Here is a 4,133-nt window from a genome sequence, read left to right as displayed (position 1 = left end):
CTGTAAGCTTTTCATGACGTGTATGTATCGCGTCCACCACACGGGTTGATGTGTAAAGCGTAACAAGTGTATATAATGCTTTTTCCGGTCCATATACAGCGCCTGCCGTTACAATAATCACGCCATTTAACAGAAATAAATAAGTACCCACAGGCTTATCTTTCTTCCGTGACAGAAGCATCGCGATAATATCCATCCCGCCTGTTGATGCCCCGAATTTCAAGGTAATCCCAACTCCTACTGCAGCTATAACTCCGCCAAACACCGCGTTCAATAATATGTCCGGTGACCAGCGGGTAATTGGAATGATTTCCATGAAAAGAGACATTAAGATAACACTGAGAAAGCTATAAAAGGTAAAGGACTTTCCAACTTTTCTCCAAGCAATGATGGTTACTGGGATATTTAATAAAAGCAATAAAATCCCGGTCGATATATTAAAAGGTGCAAAAGACCCAATCATCCTTGATAGGAGCTGTGCCACCCCAGTAAATCCACTCGCATATACGTTAGCCGGGATTAAAAAAAAGTTCATCGCGATGGCATTCAAAAATGCACCAACTATTACTATGAGAATTTTCCTTATTTCACTTCTATACATCCTAAAAACCTCCATTTCACCCTAATTCTATTATCTTTTTACCCTTAATTATTTATTCTATTTATGAAGAGATTGAAATTTTGCCGTGACGTGCTACACTAAAAAAGAGCAAAACTCATTTACTAAAAATTGTAAAAAGAAAGCAGGTGTATTATGGCTATCACAATTCTTGCAGATAGTGCATGTGATTTGCCATTGTCTTTCTATAAGGAAAACAATGTATCATTAATCCCTTTACAAGTTCATCTTGATGGGGAGAATTATGAAGACCTACTTACTATTAATTCTCATGAAGTCTATCAAGCGATGATTGACGGAAAAGCTCCAAAAACATCGCAAGCTTCTCCGGAATACTTTATAGAACTTTTCACACAGTTTGCTAAGGAGAAAAGACAAGGTATCTATATTGCATTTTCCTCTGAGTTATCAGGAACTTATCAAACAGCTGTAATGATTCATAATCAGGTAAAAGATGAATACCCTGACCTGGACATTGAAATCGTCAATACGAAATGTGCGTCAATGGGAGTCGGGTTAATCGTAAAAAAGGCAGCCGAACTAGCAGCAAGCGGCGCCTCTAAAGAAGAGATTTTAGCTGACATCGAATTCCGCACTCATCATATGGAGCATCTATTCACAGTAGATAATCTTGAATACTTAGCTCGTGGCGGACGTATATCCAAAACATCTGCCCTTGTTGGCGGATTATTAAACATTAAACCGTTATTGCATGTTGAAGAAGGAAAGCTGGTTCCACTTGAAAAGATACGCGGTAAAAAGAAATTGATTAAACGAGTTATCGAATTAATGCATGAACGAGGCAAAAATTTGACAACCCAAACGATTGCTATCAGTCATGGTGACGATGCAGAAACCGCATTGGAGTGGAAGGACGCCATACAACATGAATTTGGGACAACTGAGTTCATGATTCATTCAATAGGTTCCGTAATTGGTGCACATGCCGGTCCTGGAACAATTGCTCTCTTCTTCTTAAACGATACCCCTGTGAAATCATAAACATACATACTCTCTTTCATAATTGTGAACAATATATATTGATCATGATTATGAAAGGGAGTTTTATTATGTCAAAAACAACTGATAACAATAAAAAGCCAAAAGATAACCAAGCTATAAATACTGAAAGAAATATCACTTATCAGGAAAACCTCGAAGCAGGTAAGCACTCTTATTCGAAGAAAACAGACCATAAATGAGGCAGGGGGCTGTCCCCTGCTTTTTTATATGAAGTTGTCGATATATACATATACAGCCTATATGGTTGTCTTCCTATCCTACTTTCTCTATAATAAAGGAAATAAACCCTGCTGGAGGTAAGTGATGGCAAAGGAAAATTCATTTGATATTGTATCCAAAGTAGACTTTTCAGAAGTAACAAATGCAGTGACTATGGCAATGAAAGAAATTCAGACCCGGTATGATTTTAAAGGAAGCTTAAGTAGCATTACCATTGATAAAGAAGACTTAGTTTTAGTATCTGACGATGAGTATAAACTCGATCAATTAAAGGATGTTTTAATTAGTAAGCTCATTAAACGTGACGTACCTATTAAGAACCTGGATTACGGAAAATTAGAAGGCGCTTCTGGTGGTACTGTTCGCCAACGGGCTAAACTCATTCAAGGCATCGATAAGGAACAAGCGAAAAAAATCAATACCATCATTAAAAACAGCGGACTTAAAGTGAAAAGTCAAATACAAGATGACCAAATCCGTGTAACTGGAAAAAACAGGGATGATCTACAAGGTATTATATCTGCTATCCGAGGCGCTGACCTATCCATTGACGTACAATTTTTAAATTACCGCTAATATTAGAGGCTCACCCACTATGGGTGGGTCTCTTTTTATGTTCTAGGACGCTCTCAGTCCTTTTTTCGAATGAATCACCTTAATGGAATATGTAAATGCTATTCATGTTCCCTTATATCCGAAGAATCTCATATACTTTTTACTTAGACATTATGCCCTTCTTCTAGGCTTTCTACAGGTCTTATATAAAAAATGATTTAATCTATTGTTTTAAGTTAAAGTAATGGGGATTTTACGCCAGATTTATTTTATTAGTTATTTTTACCATGTTTTCATATTCCAAAAGCAAGGAATAGAAATAGTGTAGATAATTAAACAGGAGGGGTTTTAATGACTAGTCAAAACCAAAATAAACAAGGATTTCCACCGCAACATCAACAGCATCAGCCTGGTGTGGAAACAAAAATGAATCCGAACCCCAAGTCGGTTAAATCTGAATATAAAGGAAGCGGCAAATTAAAAGGGAAAACCGCAATCATAACTGGCGGAGATAGCGGAATAGGTAAATCCGTCGCTATCTATTACGCAAAAGAAGGAGCTAATGTTGCAATTGCATACTTGGATGAACATCAGGATGCTAAAACAACAAAAGAATTGGTCGAAAAAGAGGGACAGAAATGTTTACTCATTTCCGGAGATATTGGTGATGAAGCCTTTTGTCAGGATGTCGTTAAAAAAACTATCGATGAGTTCGGCGGTTTGGATATTCTAGTCAACAACGCAGGTGAACAACACGTTCAGACAAGCATTCTTGATATTTCAGCTGAACAATTAGAAAAAACATTCCGTACTAATATCTTCTCGATGTTCCACTTAACAAAAGCTGCGTTGAAACATCTCAAAAAAGGAAGCAGCATTATTAATACAACCTCTATCACAGCCTATCAAGGTAATCCAAAATTAATCGATTACTCATCAACTAAAGGCGCAATTTTAGCATTCACAAGAGCACTTTCGAATTCTATTTCAAAAGATGGAATCAGAGTTAATGGTGTTGCTCCAGGTCCAATCTGGACTCCACTTATTCCTGCCTCATTCGGGGAAGTAGATGTTGCCAAATTCGGTCAAAATACACCTATGGGCCGCGCTGGCCAGCCAGAAGAATTAGCACCTGCCTATGTATATCTGGCAAGCGATGATTCATCCTATGTCAGTGGACAAGTTATCCATGTTAACGGTGGTACCGTTGTAAACGGATAATGAAATAAACTTCAAAAGCAGTGGTTTTCGTATATGAAAACCACTGTTTTTTTCATTATTTACGAAGGATTTTGACTGAACATATAGAAATCTAAGTCTAAGTGAGGAGTGATTTTATTTGACGTACATTGTGGATCCATGGTTTACCGTTCAAGAATTAGACTCGAAAACGTTTGCGATCAGTGAATATGGTCATTGGGAGAAGGTACATTCTTTTTTACTGCTGGGAGAGAACCAAGCTGCGTTAATTGATACAGGGTTAGGCATAGATACGATTAAACGGATAACAGACCAGTTAACAGATCTTCCTATTATCGTCTTGACGACACATGTGCATGCAGATCATATTGGGAGTCACGGTGATTTTGATACTATTTATGTTCATAATGATGATGCCGACTGGCTGATTAACGGAATTAAAGGATTGTCATTGAAACAAATAAGAAAGGATATGTCTCGCGATATCACCATACCCGTCCCAGAATTATTTGATCCT

At 37.6% G+C, this 4,133-nt stretch carries 6 protein-coding genes; 5 read left to right on the top strand and 1 reads right to left on the bottom strand.

Features of this window, described 5'->3' with window-relative positions; genetic code table 11:
* A partial coding sequence (locus tag AC1DUW_RS22355) for a YitT family protein (protein WP_477643496.1) occupies positions 1-601 on the bottom strand: 601 nt, incomplete at its 3' end.
* 153 nt (positions 602-754) lie between these two features.
* Between AC1DUW_RS22355 and AC1DUW_RS22350 the strand changes: the two genes are divergently transcribed.
* The 5 genes from AC1DUW_RS22350 to AC1DUW_RS22330 all read left to right on the top strand — a co-directional run.
* Positions 755-1,621 carry a DegV family protein gene (locus tag AC1DUW_RS22350; RefSeq protein WP_053344967.1) on the top strand — a complete coding sequence of 289 codons (867 nt, stop codon included), beginning with the start codon at positions 755-757 and terminating at the stop codon, positions 1,619-1,621.
* Between the two features lie 68 nt (positions 1,622-1,689).
* Positions 1,690-1,821 (top strand): DUF3941 domain-containing protein, encoded by a 132-nt coding sequence (locus tag AC1DUW_RS22345; RefSeq protein ID WP_152952240.1) that lies wholly within the window; start codon positions 1,690-1,692, stop codon positions 1,819-1,821.
* Positions 1,822-1,945: 124 nt separating this feature from the next.
* Positions 1,946-2,437, top strand: coding sequence for a YajQ family cyclic di-GMP-binding protein (locus AC1DUW_RS22340; protein ID WP_053344966.1), 492 nt, complete (start codon positions 1,946-1,948; stop codon positions 2,435-2,437).
* Positions 2,438-2,767: 330 nt separating this feature from the next.
* Positions 2,768-3,637, top strand: a complete 870-nt coding sequence (locus AC1DUW_RS22335; protein WP_053344965.1) for an SDR family oxidoreductase — start codon at positions 2,768-2,770, stop codon at positions 3,635-3,637.
* A gap of 118 nt (positions 3,638-3,755) precedes the next feature.
* Positions 3,756-4,133, top strand: a 378-nt coding sequence (locus AC1DUW_RS22330; protein WP_477643495.1) for an MBL fold metallo-hydrolase, incomplete at its 3' end; no start/stop codon positions are given.

Source organism: Peribacillus sp. P4_C12 (genome assembly GCF_056402095.1).
Note: the sequence above shows the minus strand (reverse complement) of the source record. Positions and strands in the feature narration are given on the sequence as shown.

Excerpts from the sequence above, each read along its gene's own strand:
- AC1DUW_RS22345 (WP_152952240.1), top strand. The coding sequence starts at position 1,690 with ATGTCAAAAACAACTGATAACAATAAAAAGCCAAAAGATAACCAAGCT.
- AC1DUW_RS22335 (WP_053344965.1), top strand. The coding sequence starts at position 2,768 with ATGACTAGTCAAAACCAAAATAAACAAGGATTTCCACCGCAACATCAA.
- AC1DUW_RS22340 (WP_053344966.1), top strand. The coding sequence starts at position 1,946 with ATGGCAAAGGAAAATTCATTTGATATTGTATCCAAAGTAGACTTTTCA.
- AC1DUW_RS22350 (WP_053344967.1), top strand. The coding sequence starts at position 755 with ATGGCTATCACAATTCTTGCAGATAGTGCATGTGATTTGCCATTGTCT.